At 66.4% G+C, this 24437-nt stretch carries 23 protein-coding genes; 16 read left to right on the forward strand and 7 right to left on the reverse strand.

The window, feature by feature from the left end; translation table 11 throughout:
- Nucleotides 1–168: 168 nt before the first annotated feature.
- From A4F85_RS08835 to A4F85_RS08845, 3 genes are read left to right on the forward strand one after another with little or no spacing between them, the layout of a single operon-like run.
- Nucleotides 169–1053 carry a putative selenate ABC transporter substrate-binding protein gene (locus A4F85_RS08835; RefSeq protein WP_063326350.1) on the forward strand — a complete coding sequence of 295 codons (885 nt, stop codon included), beginning with the start codon at nucleotides 169–171 and terminating at the stop codon, nucleotides 1051–1053.
- 19 nt (nucleotides 1054–1072) lie between these two features.
- Nucleotides 1073–1897 (forward strand): phosphonate ABC transporter ATP-binding protein, encoded by an 825-nt coding sequence (locus A4F85_RS08840; RefSeq protein WP_063326351.1) that lies wholly within the window; start codon nucleotides 1073–1075, stop codon nucleotides 1895–1897.
- Nucleotides 1888–3453, forward strand: a complete 1566-nt coding sequence (locus A4F85_RS08845) for a PhnE/PtxC family ABC transporter permease (RefSeq protein ID WP_063326352.1) — start codon at nucleotides 1888–1890, stop codon at nucleotides 3451–3453. The genes A4F85_RS08840 and A4F85_RS08845 overlap by 10 nt, the downstream gene beginning before the upstream one ends.
- Here A4F85_RS08845 and A4F85_RS08850 read toward each other — a convergent pair.
- Nucleotides 3450–4382 (reverse strand): LysR family transcriptional regulator, encoded by a 933-nt coding sequence (locus A4F85_RS08850; protein ID WP_063326353.1) that lies wholly within the window; start codon nucleotides 4380–4382, stop codon nucleotides 3450–3452. The two genes, A4F85_RS08845 and A4F85_RS08850, sit on opposite strands and share 4 nt — an antisense overlap.
- A 145-nt stretch (nucleotides 4383–4527) precedes the next feature.
- Here A4F85_RS08850 and A4F85_RS08855 point away from each other — a divergent pair, with 145 nt between their 5' ends.
- The 4 genes from A4F85_RS08855 (at nucleotide 4528) to A4F85_RS08870 (ending at nucleotide 8121) form a co-directional block, all read left to right on the forward strand.
- A complete protein-coding gene (locus tag A4F85_RS08855) occupies nucleotides 4528–5475 on the forward strand; it encodes a DMT family transporter (RefSeq protein WP_063326354.1) in 948 nt (315 codons plus the stop codon).
- Between the two features lie 211 nt (nucleotides 5476–5686).
- Nucleotides 5687–6295, forward strand: coding sequence for a peptidoglycan recognition protein family protein (locus tag A4F85_RS08860; RefSeq protein ID WP_013802750.1), 609 nt, complete (start codon nucleotides 5687–5689; stop codon nucleotides 6293–6295).
- A 3-nt stretch (nucleotides 6296–6298) separates the two neighbouring features.
- Nucleotides 6299–6772, forward strand: a complete 474-nt coding sequence (locus A4F85_RS08865; protein WP_063326355.1) for a hypothetical protein — start codon at nucleotides 6299–6301, stop codon at nucleotides 6770–6772.
- Between the two features lie 140 nt (nucleotides 6773–6912).
- A complete protein-coding gene (locus tag A4F85_RS08870) occupies nucleotides 6913–8121 on the forward strand; it encodes a hypothetical protein (protein WP_231890502.1) in 1209 nt (402 codons plus the stop codon).
- A 58-nt stretch (nucleotides 8122–8179) separates the two neighbouring features.
- Here the strand turns inward: A4F85_RS08870 and A4F85_RS08875 are convergent, their stop codons facing one another.
- Both A4F85_RS08875 and A4F85_RS08880 read right to left on the reverse strand, forming a co-directional pair.
- The gene (locus tag A4F85_RS08875) at nucleotides 8180–8683 is read right to left on the reverse strand and encodes a flavodoxin family protein (RefSeq protein WP_013802753.1); all 504 of its coding nucleotides are present in this window, start codon (nucleotides 8681–8683) and stop codon (nucleotides 8180–8182) included.
- Nucleotides 8684–8738: 55 nt separating this feature from the next.
- Nucleotides 8739–9710, reverse strand: coding sequence for a LysR family transcriptional regulator (locus A4F85_RS08880; RefSeq protein ID WP_063326357.1), 972 nt, complete (start codon nucleotides 9708–9710; stop codon nucleotides 8739–8741).
- Nucleotides 9711–9818: 108 nt separating this feature from the next.
- On the opposite strand from A4F85_RS08880, the gene A4F85_RS08885 reads away from it, so the two are divergent.
- A complete protein-coding gene (locus A4F85_RS08885) occupies nucleotides 9819–11351 on the forward strand; it encodes an MFS transporter (protein ID WP_269447114.1) in 1533 nt (510 codons plus the stop codon).
- A 24-nt stretch (nucleotides 11352–11375) separates the two neighbouring features.
- Here A4F85_RS08885 and A4F85_RS08890 read toward each other — a convergent pair whose 3' ends face one another.
- Nucleotides 11376–13721, reverse strand: a complete 2346-nt coding sequence (locus tag A4F85_RS08890; RefSeq protein WP_231890504.1) for a TonB-dependent receptor — start codon at nucleotides 13719–13721, stop codon at nucleotides 11376–11378.
- A gap of 186 nt (nucleotides 13722–13907) precedes the next feature.
- A complete protein-coding gene (locus A4F85_RS08895; protein ID WP_063326360.1) occupies nucleotides 13908–15242 on the reverse strand; it encodes a sigma-70 family RNA polymerase sigma factor in 1335 nt (444 codons plus the stop codon).
- A 32-nt stretch (nucleotides 15243–15274) separates the two neighbouring features.
- On the opposite strand from A4F85_RS08895, the gene A4F85_RS31085 reads away from it, so the two are divergent.
- The gene (locus tag A4F85_RS31085) at nucleotides 15275–15469 is read left to right on the forward strand and encodes a hypothetical protein (RefSeq protein ID WP_231890505.1); all 195 of its coding nucleotides are present in this window, start codon (nucleotides 15275–15277) and stop codon (nucleotides 15467–15469) included.
- A gap of 180 nt (nucleotides 15470–15649) precedes the next feature.
- Nucleotides 15650–16147, forward strand: a complete 498-nt coding sequence (locus A4F85_RS08905) for an META domain-containing protein (protein ID WP_197485473.1) — start codon at nucleotides 15650–15652, stop codon at nucleotides 16145–16147.
- Nucleotides 16148–16261: 114 nt separating this feature from the next.
- On the opposite strand, the gene A4F85_RS08910 is transcribed toward A4F85_RS08905, so the two are convergent.
- Nucleotides 16262–17161: a LysR family transcriptional regulator gene (locus A4F85_RS08910; RefSeq protein ID WP_043790365.1), complete on the reverse strand. Its 900-nt coding sequence runs from the start codon at nucleotides 17159–17161 to the stop codon at nucleotides 16262–16264.
- Between the two features lie 201 nt (nucleotides 17162–17362).
- Here A4F85_RS08910 and A4F85_RS08915 point away from each other — a divergent pair, with 201 nt between their 5' ends.
- Together A4F85_RS08915 and A4F85_RS08920 are read left to right on the forward strand one after the other, a co-directional pair.
- The gene (locus A4F85_RS08915) at nucleotides 17363–17974 is read left to right on the forward strand and encodes a glutathione S-transferase family protein (protein ID WP_063326362.1); all 612 of its coding nucleotides are present in this window, start codon (nucleotides 17363–17365) and stop codon (nucleotides 17972–17974) included.
- A gap of 46 nt (nucleotides 17975–18020) precedes the next feature.
- On the forward strand, nucleotides 18021–20096 hold the full coding sequence (locus tag A4F85_RS08920) for an FAD-binding oxidoreductase (protein ID WP_063326363.1): 2076 nt from the start codon (nucleotides 18021–18023) through the stop codon (nucleotides 20094–20096).
- Between the two features lie 86 nt (nucleotides 20097–20182).
- Here the strand turns inward: A4F85_RS08920 and A4F85_RS08925 are convergent, their stop codons facing one another.
- Nucleotides 20183–21214, reverse strand: a complete 1032-nt coding sequence (locus A4F85_RS08925; RefSeq protein ID WP_197485474.1) for an AAA family ATPase — start codon at nucleotides 21212–21214, stop codon at nucleotides 20183–20185.
- 149 nt (nucleotides 21215–21363) lie between these two features.
- Here A4F85_RS08925 and A4F85_RS08930 point away from each other — a divergent pair, with 149 nt between their 5' ends.
- The 4 genes from A4F85_RS08930 to A4F85_RS08945 all read left to right on the forward strand — a co-directional run bounded on the left by A4F85_RS08930 (nucleotide 21364) and on the right by A4F85_RS08945 (nucleotide 24431).
- Entirely contained in the window at nucleotides 21364–22062 is a 699-nt protein-coding gene (locus tag A4F85_RS08930) for a hypothetical protein (protein ID WP_063326365.1), read from the forward strand.
- A 15-nt stretch (nucleotides 22063–22077) separates the two neighbouring features.
- A complete protein-coding gene (locus A4F85_RS08935; RefSeq protein WP_063326366.1) occupies nucleotides 22078–22311 on the forward strand; it encodes a hypothetical protein in 234 nt (77 codons plus the stop codon).
- Nucleotides 22312–22478: 167 nt separating this feature from the next.
- Entirely contained in the window at nucleotides 22479–22943 is a 465-nt protein-coding gene (locus A4F85_RS08940) for a GNAT family N-acetyltransferase (protein WP_063326367.1), read from the forward strand.
- 555 nt (nucleotides 22944–23498) lie between these two features.
- Entirely contained in the window at nucleotides 23499–24431 is a 933-nt protein-coding gene (locus A4F85_RS08945) for a hypothetical protein (RefSeq protein WP_063326368.1), read from the forward strand.
- The last annotated feature ends 6 nt before the right edge of the window (nucleotides 24432–24437 follow it).

Genomic DNA, 24437 nt, shown 5'->3' on the forward strand with positions numbered 1-24437 from the left:
GCTGCTGTCCCATATCTGACGCTCCCCAACGGAAAAGCCCGCTCCCTACAATGCAGCCTCAGCGGTCGGTGTACCGCCCTTGTACCTTCGGCGCCCGGGTCAACCCCGGGCGCCTTATTAAACCGCCGTGTATCCGGACGGCGGTGGCTGATTGAACGGAGCCCATCCATGAACCACATTCCTGCGCGCCGATCGGCGCTGCGCCAGGCGGCTGCCTGCGTGCTGGCCGCCTCCTCCCTGTCCAGCCTGCCTGCGCTGGCCGCCGAACCCGCCGTGCTGCGCGTCTCGGCCATCCCGGATGAAGCTCCCACCGAGCTGCAGCGCAAGTTCGAGCCGCTGGGCAAGTACCTCTCGGCCCAGACCGGCATGAAGGTGGTGTTCACGCCCGTGACCGACTACGCCGCCGTGGTCGAGTCGCTGGCCACGCGCAAGCTGGACCTGGCCTGGCTGGGCGGCTTCACCTTCGTGCAGGCCAAGATCCGCACCAACGGCACGGCCATCCCCATCGTGCAGCGCGAGGAAGACGCCAAGTTCACCTCCAAGTTCATCACGGCCAACCCCGCCATCAAGACCTTGGCCGACCTCAAGGGCAAGAGCTTTGCCTTTGGCGCGCCCTCGTCCACCTCGGGCAGCCTGATGCCGCGCTTTTTCCTGCAGCAGGACGGCATCAACCCCGAGAAGGACTTCAAGACCGTGGCCTTCTCCGGCGCGCATGACGCCACCGTGGCCTTCGTGGCAGCAGGCAAGGCCGAGGCCGGCGTGCTCAACGCATCGGTCTGGGACAAGCTGGTGGAGACCAAGAAGGTCGATACCAGCAAGGTGCGCGTGTTCGCCACCACGCCGCCCTACTTCGACTACAACTGGACCGTGCGCGGCGACCTGGACCCGGCCCTGGTCAAGAAGCTGACCGACGCCTTCCTGGCGCTGGACCCGGCCAAGCCCGAGCACAAGGCCATCCTGGAGCTGCAGCGCGCCGCGCGCTTCGTGCCCACCCAGGCCTCGAACTACGAAGGCATCGAGGCTGCCGCCAAGTCGGCCGGCCTGCTCAAGTAAGCCGCGGCAGGCGCAATCCATGAGCTTTGAACTGCAAGGCGTGGGCCTGACCCACGCCGGCGGCGGCATTGCGCTGCGCGGCGTGACGCTGGCCGCACGCCAGGGCGAGGCCATTGCGCTGATCGGCCCCTCGGGCGCGGGCAAGACCACGCTGCTGTCCGTCATCGGCACGGCGCTGGCGCCCAGCGAGGGCCGGCGCAGCGTGCTGGGCAACGAGGTGCCTGCGTCCAGCGCGGGGGCTCCCCGGCTGCTGCGCGCGCGCATCGGCACGGTGCACCAGGCGCCGCCCATACCGCCGCGCCAGCGCGTGGTCACGGCCGTGCTGGCCGGGCGGCTGGGCCGGTGGCCGGCCTGGAAGGCGCTGGCATCGCTGCTGTACCCACAGGACACCGCTGGCGCGCGCGAGGCCCTGGCCCGCGTACAGCTGGCAGACAAGCTGTTCGCGCGCTGCGACCAGCTCTCTGGCGGGCAGCTGCAGCGCGTGGGCATTGCCCGCGTGCTCTACCAGCAGGCCGAGCTCATCCTGGCCGACGAGCCCGTGGCCGCGCTGGACCCGGCCCTGGCCCTGTCCACCGTGCAACTGCTGGTGCACGAAGCGGCCGCGCGCGGCGCCACCCTGGTCGCCAGCCTGCATGCCGTGGACCTGGCGCTGGCCTGCTTTGCGCGCATCGTGGGCATCCGCGATGGCGCCATCGCCTTCGACCTGCCGGCGGCTGAAGTCACTCAGGAACACCTGCGTGCGCTGTATGGGTCCGAGCATCCTGGCGATGATCCCTCCCGCCCTGCGTGGACACCCGCGCCCGCCGCCTTTGCCGCACCGCTGTCCGCATCCGCATGCCGTTGAGTTCCGCTCTGCACGCGCTGCGTGACCCCGCCGCGCCCCGCCGCCTCGGCGCACTGGTGCTGGCCGCCGTCGTGCTGTGGCCGCTGCTCCAGGGCGCAGGCTTCAGCCTGGGTGCGCTGTTCGATCCCGGCAACCTGCAGGTCATCGGCCGCTTTCTGGCCACGTTTCTTCCGCCCGAGACCGGGCGCGACTTCCTCGGCTACCTGGGCCGCGCCACGCTGGAGACCCTGGCCATTGCCACGGCCGGCATGGCCCTGGCCTTTGTGCTGGCCGTGCCGCTGGCCTACCTGGTCACGGGCGCCGCGCGCGAGCGGCGGGCGCTCAATCCCGTCACGCGCGGCCTGCTCACCATCCTGCGCGGCGTGCCCGAGCTGGTCTGGGCCCTGGTCTTCGTGCGCGTCTTCGGCCTGGGGCCGGCCGCTGGCGTGCTGGCCCTGGGCCTGACCTATGGCGGCATGCTGGCCAAGGTCTATGCGGAAATCCTGGAATCGGCCGACCCCGCGCCCGCACGTGCCCTGGCGCAGGCCGGCGCGCGCCGGCCGCTGGCCATGCTCTACGGCCTGCTGCCCCAGGCCGCGCGCGAGCTGACCTCGTACACCGTCTACCGCTGGGAGTGCGCCATACGCGCCTCGGTGGTCATGGGCTTTGTGGGCGCGGGCGGCCTGGGCCAGCTCATGGACCAGGCCATGAAGATGCTCAACGGCGGCGAGGCCTCCACCATCTTGCTGACCTTCATGCTGCTGGTCTGGGGCGCCGACCTGCTCTCGCGCGGCCTGCGCCGCGCGCTGGACACGCCACCCGCCGCACGCGCCAGCGCCTGGGGCTGGCGCAGCGCCCTCACCTGCGCCGCCCTGGCGCTGGGCGTGGTCGCCAGCTTTGCCATGCTGGAGATGGACCTGCCCTCGCTGTTCACCGGCGCGGCGGGCCGGTCCATGCTGGAATTCGTCATCAGCTTCTTCCCGCCCGACACCAGCGCCGAATGGCTGCGCAAGGTGGCCGTGGGCGTGTGGGAGACGCTGGCCATCTCCGTGGTCGGCACCTTGCTGGCGGCCGTGCTGGGCCTGCTGCTGGCGTTGCCGCGCTGGCGCGCTCCCTGGAGCCTGGTGCTCAACGTGCTGCGCTCCGTGCCCGAGTTGGTCTGGGCCACCATCACCGCCCTGGCCGTGGGCCTGGGCCCGTTCGCAGGCGCGCTGGCGTTGGCGCTGCACACGGCCGGCGTGCTGGGGCGCCTCTATGCCGAGGCCCTGCAGAACCAGCCCGCCGCCCCCACCCAAGCGCTGCGCCTGTCCGGCAGCGGCCGCGCCATGGCCTTCCTCTACGCCACCCTGCCCGGCGCCGCGCCGCAGTTGCTGGCCTACACGCTGTACCGCTGGGAGATGAACATCCGCATGGCCGCCATCCTGGGCTTCGTGGGCGCGGGCGGGCTGGGGCAGCTGCTGTACTTCGAGCTGTCGCTGTTCCACTACGCCCAGGCCAGCACCGTCATCATCGCCATGCTGGCGCTGTCCGTGGCCGTGGACTGGGCCAGCGCGGCGCTGCGCAGGCGCATGGGTTAGGTGGTGGAGGCCGCGGCGCCCTCGCCCTCCACCTCGACCAGGTAGTCGATCAACGCCCGCAGCTTCAGCGGCACATGGCGCGTGGGTGCATAGACCGCATGCACCACGCGCGGCGCGTACTTGCCGCACAGCGCCCAGCCCGGCAGCACGTGCGCCAGCTGCCCGGCCTGCAGCGCCGCCTGCGCCGCAAAGTCGGCCACCACGCCTATGCCCGGCCCCTGCTGCAGCGCGTGGATGATGCCCAGGCTGCTGGCAATGGTGATGGGCGTATTCACCAGCAGACGCATGGCGGGCGCGGCCGCAGGGTGGAGCGGGCGCAATTCCACCTCGTTCTGGAACTGCCCGTAGCCCAGGCTGATGAAGGGATGCGCCAGCAGTTGCCCGGGCTCCGTGATCTGCGCATGCCGCGCCAGATAGCCGGGCGTGGCCACCAGCACATAGCGGATGGTCTTGAGCGGCCGCGCCACCAGCCCCGGCGCGATCTGGCCCGGCACGCTGATGCGCAGGCCCAGGTCCAGCCCTTCGGCCACCAGGTCCACCATGCGGTCCGTCATGTCCACCTGCACCTGCACCTCGGGCCAGCGCGCGCAAAAGCCCGGCAGCAGCGGCGACAGCCAGATATCACCCAGCACGGCCGGCGCGCTGATCTTCAGCAGCCCGCGCGGCTGCTGGCGCAGCTGACCGGCCAGCGCCTGCACGGCCTGGGCATCCGCCACCAGCCGCAGGCAGGCCTGGTGGATCTCGGCTCCCGCCTCGGTCAGCGACAGCGAGCGCGTGGTGCGCTGCAGCAGCCGCAGCCCGAAATGCGCCTCCAGCCGCCCCACGCTGCGGCTCACGGCCGAAGTCGTCAGCCCCAATTGCCGGGCCGCGCCCGCAAAGCTCTGGTGCTCCACCACGCGGGCGAAGACCAGCATTTCATCCAGGGGCATGGCGGTATCGGGCAAGGCGCTACTCCGGTCTTTGTTGCATGGCAGGCAATATTAATTTGAATGACTGGCGGATTGTTGATTGATTGCAGGGTCCGCAAGATACGGCCATGCGCTCCATACCGAAGCGCGCCCAGGAATCGACACCATGTCCCACAGCCCCAGCCTCACCTCTGCAACCTCACCCACACGGCCCCGAACCAGCCAGGGCGGCACCTGGCGCATGCTGCTGGCCATGGCGCTGTCGGGCACCATTGGCCTGCTCGTCGTGGAAAGCGCGTTGCCGCCGCTGCTGGTCGTATTCGCCCGCTGCGTGCTAGGCGCACTGGGCCTGGGCCTGTGGCTGGCCTGGCGGCGCGAATGGGTCGCCCCTCAAGGCCGTGAATGGCTGTGGCTGGCCGGGGGCGGCATCGCCCTGGTATTGAACTGGGTCGCCCTCTTCAGCGCCTACCACTACAGCTCCATCGCCGTGGCCACCGTGGTCTACCACGTGCAGCCCTTCATGCTGCTGGCTCTGTCGGCCCTGCAGGGCGAGCCCGTCGAACGCCGCAAGCTGCCATGGCTGCTGCTGGCCCTGCTGGGGGTGGCACTGAGCAGCGGCCTGGTCGGGCTGGATGGCATGGATGCATCGCATGCTGGAACAGGCGCCTGGATAGGTGTGGCCCTGGCCCTGCTGGCCGCCGCACTCTACGCAGGCACCACGGTCGCCACGCGCCGCCTGGGCCACATGCCCTCGGCCCAGATCGCCATGCTGCAGATGCTGGCGGGCGGACTGGTGCTGAGCCTGTGGGCCCTGCCCCTGCTCACCCATATCGCCGCAACCAGCCCTCAATTGCTGTCAGCGCGGGCCGCCTGCATGGTGCTGACCCTGGGACTGGTCCATACGGCCTTCATGTACACGGTGATGTATGCCGCATTCCAGCGGCTGCCTGCGCCGGCCATTGCGGCACTGTCCTTCGTCTACCCCGCCATGGCCTTGCTGGTGGATCTGGTCTGGTTTGGCGCCGTGCCGTCAGCCGCACAGTGGGCGGGAATGGGCTTCATCCTCGTTGCAGTCGTGGGCCATCGCGCAGGCATTGCATTGCGCCGCCATTGAGTCCCTGTGAATTCCGGAGATTTCTGGAATTCATACATCCTTCATGAACTCCACCCAATTGTTTCAAGATATTTCCAATAAAGAGGTGCACAGTACATTTCGAATTATTTTTCCCCTTTCCGCCCGTATGCTCTCCCGGCTTTCCGCCATTCGCATTCATTCAGCCGGAATACAGAGGGAGAAATAATTGGCCACTATCGAAAAAGGATTGATGGTAGACAAAAGCGTCGAAGTCAAGACCTATCCGTCTATAGAGCACGGCGCCTTGCTGTCCGTCACCTCCATCGTGCTACACCGCACTGACTCGTCCACGGCCGCCAGCGTGCTCAATGCCTACAAGAGCGGCCAGAAGACGGGGGCGCACTTTCTGATCGAGAAGGACGGGAAGATCTACCAGACGGCCAGTCTGGAAAAGATCTGCTGGCATGTGGGAATTCTTCAGCCGCGCTGCGTCAACGAGAGCACCTGCGATCCCACGGAACTCAAGAACATCAATGCCCTGCTGCACCAAAAGGGCCTGAGCTTCAGCAAGCGGGCCAAGAATGTGTCATCGCACGAGAACACAAAGGCCTATCCGTTGCGTTATCCGGCCAACAGCGACTCCGTGGGCATCGAGGTGGTAGGCCGTTTCCTGCCGTCGACCAAGGATTACGAGGCGCCCACCCAATCGCAGCTGTTCCAGACCAAGTGGCTGACCCAGCAATTGGTGGACCACTACAAGCTCAAGCTTCTGTCCGATGTCTACTCCCACGGCGCCATTGCCCGCAAGGAGGCGACCGAAGGCGCCCAATTGCTGCGCTACATCTTCACGGGAGCCTGAGCCATGCCATCCAGCCAGCTTTTCAACAATCCCTCTCGCAGCCTGCGCATTGCCGCCTGGGCTGCCGTGATGCTGTGCCTGCATGCGCCGCTGCAGGCCTCATCTACTTCCACATCCACATCCACGCCCACGCCCAAACACGCGGCCAAGGCGGCGCCCATTTCCGTCATCGGCCCGGTCACCCGGTCCGTAGGCACGGGCGAGACCATGGGCTGCGAGAAAGTCAGCCTGGACGCCGCCGACGTGGCCCGCTATTTCGCGACGGCAAAGCAAGTCTCGGCTGGCAGCTTCCATGAGGAATCCATCATCCTGCCCTGCAGCTTCAGCGGACGGCTGCTGCGCTCGGGCAAGGTCTATGAATGGAATATCAACGCCGCCGGCGCCGGCTACCTGCGCAGTGAAGATGGTGAACAGGACCTGCGCTACCTGTGCCGCAAGGCCTGCGAGAAGGCATTGCCGCAGTTGACGGGGCTTTGACCTGTTGTTCAGACATTTTCTACAAAGGCGTCTAATCACTCCGATTGAGTGATGCCCCATCCTCCTGTCAAACACAGCGGATACGATGGCGCCTCCCACAATATTCCCAACAGACCATGGACCGACTGATTTCCCAAGGAATGCATTCCTTCAGCCAGGGCGACCACGCGCGCATGCATGCGCTATGGGCCGGCACCACGGTTTTCAGCCATCTGGACAACGAAGCGATTGCCAGCCTCTTGGCCAGCATTCAGGCCACTGCCGAATCAGGCCAGGGTAGCGAATGGTCATGGCTGATGCTGTGCCTGGTGTATCTCGATTCCAGTGACCAATTCACCAAGGACCGCAGTGCGGCATTGCGCCAGGTCGGCGAATGGGCACAGCGCGCACTGGCGATGTCACCAGGCAATGCCTATGGACACCGCTATTTGGGCAGTGCCCACTATTGGCTGGACGAACCCGAGCCCGCGCTGGCCGCCTACCGCAAGTCGCATGCCTTGCAGCCCCAGGTGGACTTGCAAGCCCGCATTTTCGAGATGGAGCATGCCGTGCCCTGGCGCAGCATCTTTTCCTATCCCGAGTTGGCTGATAGCCCGGCGGCACCCGACTACTACACGGCCGGCGTGACCGTGGGCAAGTGGAAGCGCCCCGACACGGATGCAGCGGCCCTGCAGGAAATCGAGCGCCTGCAGACCACACTCTACGAACGCTGTCTGGAGCGCTTCGCCAGCACCGGCACGCCGGCAAACGGCCAGGAGGCCGCGCCCGCCGCGCTGGACATCCACACCTATGCCATGTGCTGCAACAACCTGGGCGTGCTGTACAACGCGCAGGAACAGTACGAGCAGGCGGCAGCCGTCCTCGAAGCCGGGCTGCAGCAGACCTGTTTTCAGGCCCTGCTGGAAAACCTGCGCCATGCCTATCGGCAACTGGGGAACCGCAAGCAAGCCACCGACCTATCCCTGCTGCTGATGGAGGACTACGCGCTTGATACCGGCTTGTATCTGGACTGCGCGCAGACCGCATGCGCCTATCTCAACGAGACCAGCCACCACCAGGACGTCCTCGACATCGTGGCCGAAGCCGAGCGCCGCTATGCGCAGCTTTCGCCGCAGCAACAGCAAGCGCAATGGGAAGTTCGCAGCATGAGCTTCGTTCATGCGCACAAGGTCACCGCCCTCAGGGCCCTGGGCCAGCTCAAGGCCTCGCACCTTCAGCCTGAACTGGTCGAGATCGCGCTGCGCCACGATCCGGGCGATGCCCAATTGCTCGGCATACGCGCCCACATGCAGGGAGCCCGGCAGCAGGTGGGTGGAAAAGGCGGATTCTGGTCGCGCCTGTTCGGCTGAACAACACCGGGCGACCGGGCCACCAAGAAACGTAGGGCACCCAAGATGCTGGCAACCCTCAAAAGACTCCCAGCGCCAGCCCCGCCCCCATCGCCTCCCCCAACGCCCGGCACTGCTCCAGCTCAGCTGCGGCAATCCGCTTGGGTGCCAGGATGGCTTCGGTGGTCTGGGCGTGGGTGCAGATGATCAGGGGCTCGGCCACGGGCTTGAGGCGCCAGCCGGTGGCGATGCGGGCGATCTGGCGGGCGGCGTTCTGGCCGTCGCTGCCCGCGCAGATGAGGCTGGCATAGGGCCGGCCATTGAGGTGATCCAGCGCCGCGTAGTAGCTGCGGTCGAAGAAGTCCTTGAGCTGCCCGCTGATGGCGGCCAGGTTTTCCGGGGTGGCGAAGAGGTAGCCGTCGGCGGACAGCACATCGTCGGGGCCGGCCTCGGAGGCATGCAGCAGGCGCACCTGCACGCCCTGGCCTTCGGCCGCTGCGCCGTCGCGCGCGGCCTCGGCCATCTGGCGGGTGCCGCCGGTCATGGAGTGGTAGACGATCAGCAGGGTCTTGCTTGCGTTCATGCCGCGAGCATAGACCGATAGAGGGAGAGCCGGACCCCTCCCGCCACGGTACGGCTCAGGTAACCCCTCTGCCGGCCCCATCCGTCAGCGACGCCACGGAAGGCCTGATCCATTGCGGATCATCGAGTTGCTTTTGAATGCAGTCGCGCAACCATTGATGCGCGGGATCCGCCTGATGGCGCGGATGCCAGGCCATGCGCATGGGCTGCACCTGCACGTCGATGGGCAAGGCAAACACCACCAGCCCCAGCGATGCGGCCATGCCATGCGCCGTGCGTGTCGGCACGCAGGCCACCAGGTCGGTGCGGGAAGCCGCAATCAGGGCCGAGAACGAACTGGGCACCAGCAGCGCCAGTTGCCGCTGCAGGCCCAGCGCCTCCAGGGCAGCGTCCACAGGCGAGCTTTCACCCGGGCGCTGGGTGATGCCGACGTGGCGCGCGGCGGCGAACTGCGCGGCGCTCGGCCGTGGCGACTTTCTGGTGGACTTCAACAGGGGATGGCCGGCGCGAACGACGCCCACCAAGGTCTGCTCCGATATCACCAGGCTCTCGGTTTCCGGGTCCATGCTGCGAAAGCTGCCCACATCCAGGTCGATGCGGCCTTCGCGCAGGGCCCCCGGGTCGGCATGGGTTTCGGGCAGGAACTGCAGGCTGGCCAGCGGCATTTCCGCCTCCAGCGCACGCGACAGGCTGGCACCGAAGACGACGGCAATGCCTTCGGGCGCCCGCACCACGAAGCGGCGGCGCAGGCCCGCCAGTCCTCCCGCATCGACAGGGTCCTGCAGCGCCCGCGCCTGGGCCAGCAGCGCGCGCACCGGCTCCGCCAGGGCCAGGGCGCGCGGCGTGGGCACCAGGCTGCGGCCCGCACGCACCAGGATGGGATCGCCAAACGCCTCCCTGATGCGTGCCAGCGTATGGCTCATGGCGGGAGTGCTCAGGTGCATGCGCCCGGCCGCCTGCGTCACGCTGCCCGTGCTGAGCAAGGCATCCAGTGCAATCAGCAGGTTGAGGTCGTATGTGTTCGCCATGCGAAATCATACGTTCAATACATTGCACTGTACAAAACCCAAACCGCTCCCGACACTGGCGGCCGTTGCCTCAACCCAAGCCCTCGCCGCTGCACGCCCATGACGCCCATGCCCACAACCTCGCTGACTTCCCCGCCCGGTCGGCGGAACCTGCCCCGGCTTTGCTTCGCAATGCTCGTGCTGACGCTCGTCCTCGCGGCCCTGGACCAGACCATTCTTTCGACCGCCCTGCCCGTGATGGCCCGAGAACTGCCGGGCCATTGGCCGCTGGCCTGGGTGTTCTCGGCCTATCTGCTGGCGGCCACCGTGGTGATTGCGCTGTACGGGCGGCTGGCCGATGTGCTGGGCAGAAAGCCCATGCTGCTGCTGGCCATCGGCCTGTTCCTGGCCGGCTCCCTGGCCTGTGGCGCAAGCCATGACCTGCAGCAGCTGGTGTTGGCGCGTGCCCTGCAGGGCGCGGGCGGCGGCGGACTCATGACGCTGACGATGCTGACCCTTGCCGACCTGTTTGCGCCTGAACAACGGGCCCGCTACCAGGGCCTGTTGGGCGCCGCCTATGGCGTATCGACCATGATCGGCCCGCTGCTGGGTGGGGCGCTGGTGGAGCATCTGTCCTGGCACTGGGCGTTCTGGCTGAATGTGCCGCTCGCAGGGCTGGCCTGGGGGGTGCTGGCATGGGCGCTGCCTGCCAGGGCGGCTGCGCCGCAGGCTGCCGCCGAGCCCCGGCCCCGCCAGCGCATCGACTGGCTGGGTGCCGTGTTGCTGGCCGCAGCCCTGGTCAGCCTGCTGCTGGCCACCCAGCACAGCCACCTGAATCTGCCAGAGCAGCTGTCGCTGTGGGTGCTGCTGGCCCTGGGCGCCAAGTTCGCCCTGGCATTCTTCGTGCGCCAGCGCCGCGCCACCCATCCGCTGTTGCCCCTGTCGCTGTTTACCCACCCGGCCTACGCGGCGGTCAGTTTCCTGGCCCTGTCCACGGGCGTTGCGCTGTATGCGGCCGTTGTCTTCCTTCCGCAGTATCTGCAGATTGGCCTGCACCTGTCGCCTACCGGCTCCGCCTGGCACCTGGCGCCACTGATGGCCGGCATCACCACAGGGGCCATTGGCAGCGGCCGGCGCCTGCGCGCCCAGACGCCAGCCGCGTCGCTCGCCCGGGTGGCCTGCGTGCTGATGCTGCTGTCGTTTGGACTGATCACCACGGCCTTGCACTGGCTGCCACAGGCGCCGCTGGCCCTGTCCGCAGGACTGCTGCCGCTGGGCCTGGGACTGGGGCTGATGTTTCCCATCATCACCGTGGTGGCGCAGCGTGTGTCGCCTGCCCGGTACCTGGGCATTGCCACGGCGGCACCCGTCATGCTGCGCAGCCTGGGCGGCGCCGCCGGCGTGGCCTCGCTGGCAGCCCTGCTCAGCCATTTGATGAAACAGGAGCTGGCTGCGGCCAGCCCCCTGGCAGCACACGCCGATGCCGTGACCGCCGCGCTGGGCCACGGGCTGCAGGCCATCTTCGGCTGCGCGGCGCTGGCGGTTCTGGCGGCGTTGGCTGCCTGCCGATGGCTGCCGGCACGCAAAGCCGCAGCCCGTGACGGCCAGGGAGCCCCTGCGGCGCAGAGCGCCGCCATTCGTTCGGCTACGGAAGGCGCCTAGGCCGCCAGGTGCCTCAGAAATGCCTCAGAAATCCACCGAAGCCGACACCACGAAGGTGCGCGGAATCATCGGCGAGACGGCGCCCCAGGACGTGACGCCGGCCCAGGCCTTGCGGTCGGCCACGTTCTGCACCGTGGCGCGCAGCGTGGTCTTGCGGCCTGCGATGCGGGTGGCGTAGCGCAGGCCCAGGTCGGTGCGTGTCCAGCCCGGGATGCGCAGGCGGTTGGCCTGGTCCACGAACTGGGCGCCGGTGTAGGCCAGGTCGCCGACCAGGGTCAGGCCCTCAAGGGCGGGCACATCCCATTCCACGCCCAGGTTGGCCAGCAGGCGCGAGGTGCCGATGGGCCGGTTGCCCACCAGCGCAGGCGTGGCCGAGCGCGTGATCTCGGGCTTGAGCCAGGTCACGCCACCGAGCAGGCGCAGGCCGCGCGCGGCCTCGCCATAGGCATACAGCTCCATGCCCAGGTTGCGCTGCTCGCCGTTGGTCTTGTAGACGCCCTGGTCCAGGCCGCCGCTGGGTTTTTCAATGCTGAACAGGGCGGCGGTGGCCATGAAGCTGCCGAAGTCGTACTTGCTGCCCACTTCGTACTGGCGGCTCTTGTAGGGGCGCAGCACCTCGCCGTAGTTGCTGGCCGCGGGCGGCGCAATGTCGCCCTTGCTCAGACCTTCGATGTAGTTGGCGTAGAGGCTCCAGTTCGGCGCCTGGCGCCAGACCACGCCCACGGCGGGCGTGGTCACGCTCTCGTCGTAGACATTGGCGGCGCCACCCGTGAGCACGTTGTAGTTGGTGGATTTGATGGCCTGGTGGCGCAGGCCCAGCGACAGTTGCAGCCGGTCCTGCAGCAGCGAGAGCGTGTCCACCAGGGCCAGGCTGGTGTTGCGGTTGTCATGAATGCGCGGAATGGCCGAAGGCCGCGCAATGCTCTGCGGCGCGTGGGCAATGGGCGCATAGATGTTGGACGCCACGGTGGAGCCCGCCTGCAGCGCGCGGTGAAAATCCTCGCGGTAGCTGGCCAGCTGCAGCGTGACCGAATGCTTGACACCGGCCAGCGCAAAGCGCGAGCGCAGGCCCGCGTCGATGGTGCTGCGGTCCACGTCGAACACCGCGTAGGTGGGCGTAATGCTGGTGGCGCCCGCCGCACTGGTCAGGCGCGGGGCCGAGTCGTAGATGCGGTCCACATCGGCGCGCGACTGGCCGAGGTTGGCGAACAGCGTGAGCTGCTGCGTGAGGTCCAGTTCGGTGCGCAGCAGCACGGCGCGCTCGCGGTTCTTGGACCATTCCCAGGGCTGGGTCACGTTGCGCCGGCCATCCGGCGCAGCAGGCATGGAGGTGAGCCCCGTGGGCATGATGGGCCGGCCCACGCCGTCGATGCGCTCGTCCTGCGAGAGCAGGTCCAGCGTGGCACGGAAGCGCTCCACCTCGTAGTCCAGCGCCACGGCCAGTACATGGCCGTCGGTGCTTTGATGGTCCATGGACGTATCGCCGCCGTACTTGCTGGCGTTCACACGGATGCCGTACTGGGCCTCGTCGCCAAAGCGCCGGCCCACGTCGGCGTGGGCGCGCCAGAGGCTGTCCGAAGTCCAGCCCGTGGTCAGCCGCGCCACATCTTCATTGGCGCGCTTGGGAGCGATGTTGATCACGCCGCCCACCGAGCCGTTGGGCGACATGCCGAACAGCAGCGCGCCGGGCCCCTTGACCACCTCGATGCGGTCCACGTACTCGGTGCGCACGCGGTAGTTGGGGGCAATGCCGTAGATGCCGTCAAAGGCGATCTCGCCCGAGTTGCCCTCCCAGATCGGAAAGCCCCGGATATAGAGGTTGTCCACGTTGCCGCCCGGCAGCACGGTGTAGCGCACGGAAGGGTCGCGGTTCACCGCCTCGGCAATGGTGCCGGCCTGCTGGTTGCGCACGGCCTCGGACGTGTAGCTGGTGGTGCTGAACGGCGCCTGCATGTTGCCGGTATTGCCCAGCACGCCCAGGCGCACGCCCTTGGCCACCTGCCCGCCAGCGTAGGGCGCGGGCAGCAGGCTCACATACTGGTCGCCAGCCGTCACGGTGATCTCGGACAGGCGGTGGGCGTTTTCCGGCAGGTTGTCGGGCGCATGGGCCGCAGCAGGCAGCAGGGTCAGCGTGCCGCCCTCGATGCGCCCCTGCAGGCCGCTGCCCTGCAGCAATGCCGCCAGGCCCTGGCGCACATCGTGGCTGCCGTTGAGCGCCGGGGCCTGCCGGCCCTGCACCAGTTCGGAGGAGTAGGTGAGCTGCAGCCCCGCCTGGCGCGCAAACTGGCTCAGCGCCTGGGCCAGCGGCTGGGCCGGCACGTCGAAGGACACCGATTGCGCGGCGGCCAACTGCAGTTGCAGGCCCAGCACCAGGCCTGCACATGCATGAAAAACCGCTGTGCGGCGGAGACGGTGGCGGAATCGGAATCGGGAGGACTTGGGAGCGGACATAAGGACTTTCTGGAAGACAGGCTCATTGCGAATCGCCGGCACAGGCAGGGCGCCCGGCCTTTCATATGCAAATACGAGTCACTCCCAAAAACCCTGAAAAAAACTTCACGGCTCCGCGCGCCCGCCGCGCCGCGCAATCCGCAGCCCGCCGTCGTCCAGCACGCTGACCTGCACCGGGGCGAACTGCGGCAGCCCGCGCAACCAGCGCTCGGTCTGGGCAATGCGCACATGGCCGCTGATGGCCAGTTGCGCCGCGCCCTCCTCCACCACCAGGCGGCGCCGCGTGTAGCGGCCCAGCCGGTGCACGACGCGGCCCAGCGGTTCCTGTTCGAAGACCAGCTCGCCCTCGCGCCAGGCCGCGGGCCGTTGCTGGAGCTGCGGCTGCCAGGCAGCGCCGTCGGTATCTCCTGCCCCGCCGTCCAGGGGAATGCGCAGCGACTGGCTGTCCTGCAGCAATTGGCTGCGTCCGGTGGCCGCATGCTCCACCCGCACCTGGCCCGACTCCACCTGCACGCGCACCGCATCGGGCTCCAGTTCCACGCCAAAGCGCGTGCCCAGCACGGTCACGCGCAGGGAGCCGGCCTCCACCACAAAGGGCCGTGCCGCATCGCGGGCCACGGCAAAGAAGGCGGCGCCTTCCAGCAGCCGTGCCTGTCGCAGGTCGGCACGGTAGGTCAGCGCCACGCGGCTGGCGGCGTCCACGCGCAGCACGCTGCCATCGGGCAGTTCCAGGCTGCGCTGCACGCCCGTGGCGCTGGCCAGTTCACCTTGCCACAGCACGCGGCGGCTCCACATCTGCCAGGCGGGCCAGGCCGCGCTGGCCATGCCGGCCACGCCCAGCAGCGCGCCCAGGGCACGCCGCCGCCGCTTTCTGGAAGAGGCCTGCAAGCCCGCCTCCACCCCGCCGCGCCAGCGCAGCAAGGCGGCTTCCAGGCAGGCATCGGCCTGCATCAGGTCACGCTCCACGGTGTTCAGGGAGACCTGCAGGCGCTGGGCGATGTCGGCCTGCCGTTCGCCATGCAGGCGGTGGGCCAGCAAGGCGGCCTGCATGCGCTCGGGCAGGTCTGCAATCGTGCGCTCCACCACGGCCAGTGCCTGCCGGTACATGGCGCGGTCGGCCACATCGCCTTCGGCCTCAGGCTGCAATTGCGCCCAGTCGTCCATGCAGCGCTGCTGCGCACCGCGCTGGCGCAGCCTGTCTATCGCCAGATGCTTGGCCGTGGCAAACAGGTAGGCCCGCGCGGCTTCGAGCGTGGGCGAGCTGCCATCGGGCAGCTGCGGCGGCGCATCGGCCAGGCGCAGCCAGGTTTCCTGGGCCAGTTCCTGCGCCTCGTCACGGCTGCCGGTCTTGCCGGCCAGATAGGACACCAGTTGCTGCTGGCAGGCACAGAAAAGCTGGTGCCAGCGCGCAGCGGTCCAGGAGGCGGAAGGGGTGGGCATGGCCGGGGGGAGGTGAGAAATCGACAACGAGAATGACTATCATTCTAGTTTTGTTTGATCCAGGCAGGCCTGCCCGCCGGGCCATCGAAGGCAAACTGTCCATCCATCAACATCCGGACCACATGCCCATGATCTTCCTGGCGATCACATCTACCGGCTTGGCACAGGCACTTCTCGCCGCCACCGAAAGCGACGCCACCTGGTGCGGCAGCGACGCGATTTCCTAGGCCGACTACGCCGCCCGACAATGGCCCAACCTCAGCCGCTTTGCCTACTCGCTGGAGGACCGCGTTTTGATCGACGATGCCGTGTCCACCATTGAGGAACACCACCCAGGGCATACGATCTGGGTAGAGGCATCTTCCCTGCGATAGCGGGTTCTCTGGTCACCACCTTGAGGGCTTCAATTGAAAGCTTTTCTTCAATTCCTGGCAGCCATACTTTTGTCCACTGCAAGCCACGGCATGGGACACGTTGCCAGCCAAAGTGCGCTACCGCATCAAAACAAGGACGCGGAGTATTTGTCTGCCTACGAGTGGAACCTGCAGCAGGCTTTCGATGCCGTAGGCAAAGAGAAAAAGAATTGGAAAACACCAGACAGCCCCTCAATAAAGCTCTGGTTCTCCAAAGACGGAGATTTCGGCACACGGATATGCAATTTCATGACCTGGAAATATGAGATGGATGCTGATGGAAGCCTCCAGATCAAGCCCGGCATCTACACGATGGCTGGGTGTCCCGAGCCATTGATGGAGTTGCAAAAATGGGCAAGTGACTTGCTGTCAAGGAAATTTCACTACCAATTGACAACGGCAATCGCCAACGCACCGCCCCATCTGCAACTGCGCTTTGCCGATGGCAGCCGCTGGGAATTGAAAGGCGAACCCACTTCAAAAACCAAGTAAGGACGTCGCGGCTAGGCGATTCTTCTCAGTTGGGTGAGCGAATAGTTCGCCAGCCACTTGGCGTTTCCAGGCATGGTTTGCAATGCGCGGGAAATGGCTTCCCGGCGATGGCCGCTACCACTTCAACGCCGCCACCCGCAGCGCATCCACCGCCATGTCGATGAACGCCCGCACGCGATGCGCAGCATGGCGCCCTTCCCTGTGCACCACATGAATCGGTAGCGGCGGCCGCTCAAAGGGCTCCAGCACCAGGCGCAGTGCGCCGTCCTGCACGGGCTTGGCGATCTGGTAGAGCGGCAGGCGCGTGATGCCCTGCCCGGCCAGGGCGCAGTCTGCCGCAGCCTCGTTGGTCATGGACATGAGGCGCGGCTGCAGGCGCACGGCCAGGGCCTTGTCGCCTTCAAGAAACCGCCATTCGGGCGTGGAGGTGAGGCCGGATGCGGTGATGGTGGTGTGCTGCGCAAGCTCCTCGGGCCGCTGGGGCACGCCGTGGCCGGCCAGGTATGCGGGCGAGGCGCATAGCACCTGCCGCACGCTGCCCACGCGGATGGCCTGCAGCGAGGAGTCGGGCAGATCGCCGATGCGCACGGCCACGTCCACGCCCTCGTCCACCAGGCTGACCACGCGGTCCACAAACCAGCAGTTGACGTCCACCTCGGGAAACCGGCCCAGGTAGTCGTGCACCACGGGCAGCACGTGCATGCGCCCGAAGTTGACCGGCGCCGTGAGCGTGAGCCGGCCGCGCGGTGCGGCGTGGGCGCTGGCGGCATGCTCGTCGGCCTCTTCCAGCTCGGCCAGGATGCGGCGGCAGCTGTCGGCGTAGGCGGTGCCGGCCTCGGTCACGCGCACGAAGCGCGTGGTGCGCGTGAGCAGGCGCACGCCCAGGCGCTCCTCCAGGTCGGAGACGGCCCGCGTCACCACGGAGGGCGAGACCTTGAGCCGACGTGCGGCCGAGGCGAAGCCGCCCGTGTCCACCACCGCGAGAAATGCCGTCATGGACTGGAAACGATCCATCTGTGCCTGCCTTGTCTGTGTCGTATGTCTGCCCGGCTGCGAGCGGCCCGCGCAGGCCTGCCCAGGTTTGCGCCGGCGCTTTGTTCGCGTTCTGGCAAGAGTGACTTGCCGCCGCCAGGGATTCTAAAGATGCGGGCGGAGAAGGAGGATACGTCCCGTGGCGCCGACAACCGGCGCCTTCACCAACCCCAAGGAACCGCAATGAAGCTCTACCACTTTCCCCTGTCCGGCCACGCCCATCGCGCCCGCCTCTTCCTCGGCCTGCTGGGCGTGGAGCATGAGCTGGTCCACGTGGACCTGGCCAACGGCGCGCAGAAGAAGCCCGAATTCCTGGCGCTGAACCCGCTGGGCCAGGTGCCGGTGCTGGACGACAACGGCACGGTGATTGCCGACTCCAACGCCATCCTGGTCTACCTGGCGCGCAAGCTGGACCGCCAGGACTGGATGCCCCTGGGCGCACAGGCCGAGGCCGAGATCCAGAAATGGCTGAGCATCGCCGCCGGCCCCATTGCCTTCGGCCCGGCAGCAGCTCGGCTGGTCACGGTGTTCAAGGCCCCCTTCCAGGCCGAGGAAGTGATAGCCCGCGCCCACGCCATCCTCGGCAAGATCGAGGCGCAACTGACCGGCCGCTCCTTCCTCACCGGCGCCACGCCCACGATTGCCGACGTGGCCCTGTACAGCTACATCGCCAGCGCGCCCGAGGGCAATGTGGACCTGCAACCCTACCGCGAAGTGCGCGCCTGGCTGGGCCGCATCGAGGCGCTGCCGGGCTTCGTGGCATTCGCCCAGACGCCGGCCGGCCTGCGGGCCTGAGTGCCTGAGCCACACCTCCCCTGAATCCCCGGCAAAGGAGCGCACCATGCACCCGCAACCCCTGCAAAACCCCGCCTCGCCCTGGCATGCGGGCGAACTGGCGATCCAGCAAAGCGTTGGCGTCGTGGGCCGCATGGACATGCCGGGCCGCAAGTTCCTGCGCCCCTTCCTGCTGGACCAGCACCGCGAGTTCTATCCTCTGCTGCATTTCGTGGTGCTGGGCAGCGTGGATGCGCAAGGCGATGCCTGGGCCACGGTACGGGCAGGCGAGCCGGGCTTCCTGCGCTCTCCCGACCCGCTGACCTTGCATGTCGGGGCGGGCCGCGATGCGGCCGACCCGGCCGAGCCGGGCCTGGCCGATGGCCGCGCCGTGGGCCTGCTGGGCATGGACCCCATGACGCGGCGGCGCAACCGGCTCAACGGTACGGTGCGGCGCAGGGCCGGCGCCGATGGGGCCGGTGGCTTCGACATCGGCGTGGTCCAAAGCTTCGGCAACTGCCCGCGCTATATCCAGAACCGCAGCGTCCGGTTTGTCCGGCCTGCCGGGGAGCCTACGCAGGTGCCGGCGGTCGAACTGGCATCGCTGGACCCGCGCGCGCGGGAGCTGATTGCGCAGGCGGATACGTTCTACGTGGCGTCCTACGTTGATGGGGAGGATGGCCTGCGCCAGGTCGATGTCTCCCACCGTGGCGGCAAGCCGGGCTTTGTGCGGATCGACGCCGATGGAACGCTGACCATCCCCGACTTCTCGGGCAACCTGTTCTTCATGACGTTGGGCAACTTCCTGGTCAATCCCAAGGCAGGCCTGCTGTTCATCGACTCCGAAACCGGGGAAATGCTGCAGATGACGGGCGAGGCCAGCGTCATCCTCGACTCCCCGGAAATCGCGGCCTTCGAGGGCGCCGAGCGCCTGTGGACCTTCAAGCCCCGCCGCATCGTGCGCCGGCCCGACGCCTTGCCGCTGCGCTGGAGCATGGCCGCCGACGGCTGGTCGCCCCACCTGCAGATGACCGGAAGCTGGGCCGATGTCAGCCAGCGCCTGGCCGCCGCCCGGCTGGGGCGGCAGTGGCGGCCGTTCCGGGTGGCGCAGGCCGTGGATGAGAGTTCCAACATCCGCTCGCTCTACCTGGAGCCGGCCGATGGCATGGCCACGGTGGCTCCCCTGGCCGGCCAGCACCTGCCGCTGCGCCTCACGCTGGCGGACGGCAGCCAGCTGCTGCGCACCTACACGCTGTCGCTGGCGCCGTCGGATGGGCGCTTGCGCATCAGCGTCAAGAGGCAAGGCCGAGCATCCAGCCATCTGCATGGCCTGAAGCCCGGCGATCTGGTCGAGGCCCGCCCGCCCGCTGGCAGCTTCACCGCCGATACGGCCCTGCGCCGCCCCGCCGTGCTGCTGGCCGCGGGCATAGGCATCACGCCCTTGCTGGCCATGCTGCGCCACATCGTCCACGAAGGCCGGCGCACCCGCAGCCTGCGGCCCACCTGGCTGTTCCAGGCGGCTCGCACGCGCAGCGAACGGGCCTTTGACACGGAGATTGCCGAACTGGTGAAGGCCGGCAATGCCGAGGTGCACTGGGTGCGAACGCTCAGCCAGCCCGGCACGGCAAAGGCCGGCCGCGACTACGACCATGAGGGCCACATCGACATGGCCCTGTTGAAAGCCACCCTGCCCTGGGACGACTACGACTTCTACCTCTGCGGCCCGGACGCCTTCATGCAGGCCACCTATGACGGCCTGCGCGAACGCAACGTGCCCGACGAGCGCATCCACGCAGAAGCCTTCGGTCCCTCGGCCCTGAAGCGCTCCATGGCCAGTGCAGCCCCCGCCGCCGAACTGCGGGCACCCGCCACACAGCCTGTCCGCATCATCTTTGCCGACTCGGCCAAGGAAGCGCGCTGGAAGCCCGGCGACGGCAGCCTGCTCGAAGTGGCCGAGGCCCGGGGGCTGGAGCCCGCCTTCGGTTGCCGAGGGGGCAACTGCGGCGACTGCCGCGTGCGCGTGCTGCAGGGCGGGGTGACCTATGCCTCGCCACCCTCCTTCGCCGTGCCAGCGGGCGAGGCCCTGATCTGCTGCGCCGTGCCTGCGCAGGGGACGGGGGAGGCTTTGCATCTGGCGTTGTGAGGAGCCTGTCTCTGCGCGCTTTCCACATCAGGACATACCGACGGCAAAAGGCACATCAGCGATTGCTGCCCAATGCTTGGCTGCATCTAGCTTTCTATCTGGACGAGTATCGATTCATCAAGCTCTATGACTTCAAACAGGCCCTGACCCCGCTCATAGACCTCCCCTGACAGGAACCGAACCACTTTCTGGCCGATGTGCATGCACATCTCCACGACAAAGCCATCTGCGTCCCGGCGCATGTCTTTTATCCGCACAAGACCCAAGGGCAACTCAGCCAGCAGTCGGTCACGGTAACCAATGGATGCAGGCACGCCGGGACCCGACTCAGACGCCTCTGGAGTCACAAGGTACAGGCCGTGAAACCCGCTGCCATCGTCGATACGGGAAAGCATTGACCAGACACGTCCGTCCACCAGTTGGATCCAAATCTCGATGAACTGGAGATAGGGCACCTGCGGATGGCTCCAGACTGCTTCGCCAGGTACCCAGTGCTGCCGACCTGATTCATCCATATCCCAGCGGCCGCCTTCGGCCAACGCCATCTCGCAAGCTCGCCAGCCCACAATCACCTGCTGGTCGAGATCCTGAAGGGACGGGAACTGGCGCGGCCCCATGGGCTGGATGGAGCTCCCGGGGGCCGGCTCGGTGTCGTCGATATGGACTACCGCGAACCCTTCCTGCTCACTCGGCGGCTCGAACATGGCAAACACGCTGCGAATGGCCTGCTCCGGCACCTGGTGATCGGCTCGCCGCTGCGTGTTCCTCCGCAAGGCGGTCTGCAAATCGGCTTTGAGCCAAATACAGACTACGGGCACGCCATGTGATCTGGCGATCTGAATGGCACGCTCACGATGCACCGTCTTCGGAAGGGCGGCATCAAAGAACACCGCATCACCACCCAACGCTGCGGCGTTCTGTTGAATCCAGCTGCTCTTGCCTGCAGCTTGAACCCCCACCACCACATAGAGCTTGGTCGCGGGCGAGCTGACAGACAGTGCTTTGTCCAAGTCCCGGTACGCCAACTCCCATGCGGCAGCACTGCGTTCCGGGGTGAACAGGCGACCTTGTTCGGTTTCCAGATAGTGGTCTGGATTGATGTGCTTTGTAGTGTCCATGGTGAGCTGCAAGATTCTGGATCACTGTAGCTGGGCACGGCGCCGTACCGTCCGCAGACAAACGAACCCGCCATGCAAAACGGCCTTGATCGATACACTCGCTGCAATTCCTGCGCCCTCGTACACGCCGCAAATCCAAAGCCCTGCCCATGCAACTCACCAACTGCCTGCTCCGCCTGTCGCCCTTGGTCCTCACCTGCCACATCGGCCTGGCCTGCGCACAGATCACCACGCCCTCAGCAGGCACCTATGTGCGCAAGGGCGGGGGTGGCGATCTGGTGGTGCGGGCCAATGGCAAGTTCCATATCCAGACCGTCGGTGCCAACGGCCATACCTGTGAGCTGGAAGGCACCATCACCAACGGCCGGGCCAGGATGGCGAATTCGGCCTGCGCCGTGGACTTCACGCCTGCCGGTCAGCGCGTCGGGGTCGACACGGCCACCGTCGAGGCATGCCGGGACTTCTGCGGCATGCGGGCCTGGTTCGGTGGCGATTACCTTCGGCCCACACCCGGCTGCACGGACAAGGCCATTGCCGCATCGCGCAGAAACTTCAAGCGCGCGTACGACGCCAAGGACTACCGCCTGGCGCTGACCACGCTGGCGCCGGTGCTGCAGGACTGCGATGAGGTGCTGACCGGCGTCGCCAAAGGCTGGCTGCGCAACGACCTGGCGCTGGCACAGCTTCGCTCGGGCGACGCAGCCGCCTGCCGCCAGACCCTGGCCCCGCTGGCCGAGGAAGCCGGCAAGACGGATCAGGAACTGCGCGAGGCCTATCCACCCACCGATGCCGATGTGGTGCTGCCCATGCTCAAGGCTGCGCGCACCAATCTGCGCTTGTGCAGTTGAGGCGGTGCCATCGCCATGAAAGATCCCGCATCGCCCAACGCAGGAATCTCCGGGCATTTCCGGCGTGAGGCGAAGTGGATGCTGTGGGTGCTTGGCGTGCTGCCCTTGGCGCTTGCCTTGCTGGCAGCGTGGCTGGCGCCGCTGATCCTGAACCATGTGGAGAAAGACAAATGCCTGAAAGCTGGAGCACAGATCTCCAGGCAAACCGGCAGGTGCGAAAGCACTGAACAGGCGCCCCCGAAGGAGTGAATTGCGGGCTGTCCCGTTGCCCGCCTGGCGCACGACGATGCCCTGTGCTTGGGCGTGGTGCCCATGCTGTAGCGGATCGGCGGCGGCCCGGGCGTCTTGCCCTATCCTTGTGCGCTTTCATTCCAACTGAGCAGCGCCCTTGAACAGGGCTTGACCCCTTGCCACCCATGACCGATATCCGCCCCGCCCGCTTCCCCGAAGACCTCGACGCCGTGGTCCGCATCTTCCGGGAGTACGTGGCCAGCCCCACCGTGAGCCTGGACTTCCAGGACTTCGAGACCGAGTTCGCCGCCCTGCCCGGCAAGTACGCCGCACCCGAGGGCTGCGTGCTGCTGGCCTGGAAAGACGGCCAGCCCGTGGGCTGCGCCGCCCTGCGCCAGGTGGATGCGCAGACAGGCGAAATGAAGCGCGTCTACGTGCGCCCCACGGTACGCGGCGAAAACCTGGGGCGCCGCCTGGTGGAAGGCATCCTGGACGCCGCACGGCATGCGGGCTACACCCGCATCTGCCTGGACGTGCTGCCCGAGTTCCAGGCTGCGCAGCGGCTGTATGAAAACCTGGGTTTTGTGGATGCGGAACCGGTGAGCTTCAATCCCGTGCCGGGCACGCGTTATCTCGGACTGGATCTTTGAGGCATGCACCCTCCGGCAGGCGGCCTTCAGCGCCTGCACGGCTTCCGATGCGCTGACACCCGTTCCCTGAGTCCTCGTCTGCAAGCATTCAGCACGGTGAGACCGTAGCCCATACCCCGGTCCAGCAGCCTGCCCGCAAGCGCAGCGGCGGTACGGACCACCTCTCCCCGCATCCTTCATCCGCAAATGCCCGTGGCCGAGCCGGGCAGCCTGCGCTTGTGCCCCGTGAATACCACCCATGGCGAATGGCGCTGCCTGGGACCCAACGCTTATTGGCAGCATCTCTATTCACCTGGAATTTCAAACCTGATTTTAGGAATTGTCCTAAGGATAATTCTGAAAATGATCTGTGGGCGACTTATTTGATTGACCTCGTGCAGGCCATGAAATCAAATGAGGACTCTTCGCACAGCAAACATCAGAAACCCGCTTGGACACTGACGGCGGATTATTCGCCTGCTTGCAACCACTCATTTCCGTCAAATTGCCTTTATTGATCAAGGCGCATTGGCTGGAAAACTCGATTCCACTTCTGATCCAGCGTCTCCATACACCATGCCAGCCTCCATTGCCGCCACCTTCTATCAGATCGGCTATGCCGACATGCTTGCTCGCCAAATGGAGCAAAAACAGATCGATGCCATTGTGCTCACGCCACAGGAATACGCAGACATACTGAGCGACAAGGCGCGTAACAATCCTCGCCTGGCGGCCACGCTGCATGCCATGCTGGCCCACAGTGCGCTTGGGCGATACTGGACACACACCGCCAGCCCGAATGCAGGCAAACCCTGGGTCGCTCCCGCCTCCCTGATGGTCAGCGACGCGTACCTGATCACCAAAACGCTGATTGCATTGGGCCTGGCCGGTGCCCGCTCCTATATCAAGACAACCGCCACAGGCACCTATATCATCATCACGGGCTACGCAGGACTTCGCCGCCAGTTGCTGCAAGGCACGCGATTCCTTGCCGCCAATCCACGCATGGTCCAGATGGGCCTGGGTATTCGCGGTCTGCAGAATGTGGCCAAGGGCGGGTTTCTTCTGAGCCTGGTGGTGGGCACCGGGATAGAGACACTGGACTTCATCTTCAATGACGAGAAGACAATGCATGATCTCGTGGGTGGGATTGGAGTGGAGGCCGTGAAAGCAGGACTGGGAACACTTGCTGGGATAGCGGCGGCCACCATAACCACTGGAATGACGACGGTGGCAGTGATGCCGCTCTTTGCCATGGCTGTAGCCGTACTCATCACCAGCTTTGCGCTCAACCAAGCCGATACATATTGGCGAGTCAAAGAAAATGTCGTAAACGCTATGAAGGCCTTACCCGAAAGAACGGCAACAGGTCTCTATCAAATCAATACACAATCCATCGCTTGGGAAAAAATTCAGAAAAATGAAAATAAACACGAGAAAGAAGATTTTTACTGCGACCCAGCAATGGATACCAAAAATCTCCTGTGCAGCATATCTAGAGTAAAATAAAACCAA

Origin of the sequence: Delftia sp. GW456-R20 (assembly GCF_001622915.1) — a bacterium.
In the GTDB taxonomy this organism is placed as follows: domain Bacteria; phylum Pseudomonadota; class Gammaproteobacteria; order Burkholderiales; family Burkholderiaceae_C; genus Comamonas; species Comamonas acidovorans.

Excerpts from the sequence above, each read along its gene's own strand:
- A4F85_RS08835 (WP_063326350.1), top strand. The coding sequence starts at position 169 with ATGAACCACATTCCTGCGCGCCGATCGGCGCTGCGCCAGGCGGCTGCC.
- A4F85_RS08840 (WP_063326351.1), top strand. The coding sequence starts at position 1,073 with ATGAGCTTTGAACTGCAAGGCGTGGGCCTGACCCACGCCGGCGGCGGC.
- A4F85_RS08845 (WP_063326352.1), top strand. The coding sequence starts at position 1,888 with ATGCCGTTGAGTTCCGCTCTGCACGCGCTGCGTGACCCCGCCGCGCCC.
- A4F85_RS08850 (WP_063326353.1), bottom strand. The coding sequence starts at position 4,382 with ATGCCCCTGGATGAAATGCTGGTCTTCGCCCGCGTGGTGGAGCACCAG.
- A4F85_RS08855 (WP_063326354.1), top strand. The coding sequence starts at position 4,528 with ATGTCCCACAGCCCCAGCCTCACCTCTGCAACCTCACCCACACGGCCC.
- A4F85_RS08860 (WP_013802750.1), top strand. The coding sequence starts at position 5,687 with ATGGTAGACAAAAGCGTCGAAGTCAAGACCTATCCGTCTATAGAGCAC.
- A4F85_RS08865 (WP_063326355.1), top strand. The coding sequence starts at position 6,299 with ATGCCATCCAGCCAGCTTTTCAACAATCCCTCTCGCAGCCTGCGCATT.
- A4F85_RS08870 (WP_231890502.1), top strand. The coding sequence starts at position 6,913 with ATGCATTCCTTCAGCCAGGGCGACCACGCGCGCATGCATGCGCTATGG.
- A4F85_RS08875 (WP_013802753.1), bottom strand. The coding sequence starts at position 8,683 with ATGAACGCAAGCAAGACCCTGCTGATCGTCTACCACTCCATGACCGGC.
- A4F85_RS08880 (WP_063326357.1), bottom strand. The coding sequence starts at position 9,710 with ATGGCGAACACATACGACCTCAACCTGCTGATTGCACTGGATGCCTTG.
- A4F85_RS08885 (WP_269447114.1), top strand. The coding sequence starts at position 9,819 with ATGCCCACAACCTCGCTGACTTCCCCGCCCGGTCGGCGGAACCTGCCC.
- A4F85_RS08895 (WP_063326360.1), bottom strand. The coding sequence starts at position 15,242 with ATGCCCACCCCTTCCGCCTCCTGGACCGCTGCGCGCTGGCACCAGCTT.
- A4F85_RS31085 (WP_231890505.1), top strand. The coding sequence starts at position 15,275 with ATGACTATCATTCTAGTTTTGTTTGATCCAGGCAGGCCTGCCCGCCGG.
- A4F85_RS08910 (WP_043790365.1), bottom strand. The coding sequence starts at position 17,161 with ATGGATCGTTTCCAGTCCATGACGGCATTTCTCGCGGTGGTGGACACG.
- A4F85_RS08915 (WP_063326362.1), top strand. The coding sequence starts at position 17,363 with ATGAAGCTCTACCACTTTCCCCTGTCCGGCCACGCCCATCGCGCCCGC.
- A4F85_RS08920 (WP_063326363.1), top strand. The coding sequence starts at position 18,021 with ATGCACCCGCAACCCCTGCAAAACCCCGCCTCGCCCTGGCATGCGGGC.
- A4F85_RS08925 (WP_197485474.1), bottom strand. The coding sequence starts at position 21,214 with ATGGACACTACAAAGCACATCAATCCAGACCACTATCTGGAAACCGAA.
- A4F85_RS08930 (WP_063326365.1), top strand. The coding sequence starts at position 21,364 with ATGCAACTCACCAACTGCCTGCTCCGCCTGTCGCCCTTGGTCCTCACC.
- A4F85_RS08935 (WP_063326366.1), top strand. The coding sequence starts at position 22,078 with ATGAAAGATCCCGCATCGCCCAACGCAGGAATCTCCGGGCATTTCCGG.
- A4F85_RS08940 (WP_063326367.1), top strand. The coding sequence starts at position 22,479 with ATGACCGATATCCGCCCCGCCCGCTTCCCCGAAGACCTCGACGCCGTG.
- A4F85_RS08945 (WP_063326368.1), top strand. The coding sequence starts at position 23,499 with ATGCCAGCCTCCATTGCCGCCACCTTCTATCAGATCGGCTATGCCGAC.